Raw genomic sequence first — 857 nt, forward strand, 5'->3', positions numbered from 1 at the left:
TGGGCGGAAAAGGGGATTCCGTCCGGTTTTGTGGATAAGGCGGGTAGACGATGGAACATTCAAACATATGCCAAAGCATCCATCAAATCCACGGTCAACGATGTGCGCAATGAAGTCCGTCGGGAACGATTGAACGAATACGGCATCCACACGGTCATCGTCACATCGCATCCATCGGCACGACCCGCATGTTCACACATCCAAGGTCATGTGGTGGATTTACGAAGACCCGAAGCCATCCCCGAAGGTTCCAAATATAAGTCGATTTACGACCCAAGTTGGAATGCGCACTACCAAGAACCATCCGGTCACATGGGTGTCAATTGTCACCACATGCACATCCCTTTTGACCCCGATGTGAACGAGAACAACCAAGTCAAATATAAACCCGAAGACGTGGTCAAACGATTCGAGAAAGAACAAGGACAACGCGCCTTGGAAAACCGAATAAGGAAGACCAAAACCAAAATGATGATTGCCAAAGAATTGGGCAATACATCCGAATTGAAAAGGTTGTCACGGGTCGTTGCGAAACAACGAAAAACCATGGTACAATACACACGAGCGAATGAATTGCGACGAAAACCCAAACGTGAACAAGTCCGGATTCCGGTCAAGACATTGATGGGTGACTAATTGCGAACATTCAACAAACCGCGGTGGCGTTGCACCGACAAAACACGAAAATGGGGTAATTGATGATGAAACGCGAATTCTTAAAAACACTTGGTTTGGATGACGAACTAATCAACCAAATTATGGTTGAACATGGTAAGGCATTGACGAGCATCACAACATTGACGGGGCAAGTGGAAACACTAACCGCCGAGAAAGCGGCATTGACCACACAAATCGCC

General features: G+C 47.1%; 1 protein-coding gene. It reads left to right on the forward strand.

Going from position 1 to position 857, the window contains the following annotated elements; genetic code table 11:
• The coding region (locus N1032_RS24415; protein ID WP_259543096.1) for a phage minor capsid protein at positions 1–636 on the forward strand (636 nt) is incomplete at its 5' end.
• Positions 637–857 lie beyond the last annotated feature (221 nt).

The organism is Herbiconiux daphne, assembly GCF_024979295.1.
In the GTDB taxonomy this organism is placed as follows: domain Bacteria; phylum Actinomycetota; class Actinomycetes; order Actinomycetales; family Microbacteriaceae; genus Herbiconiux; species Herbiconiux daphnes.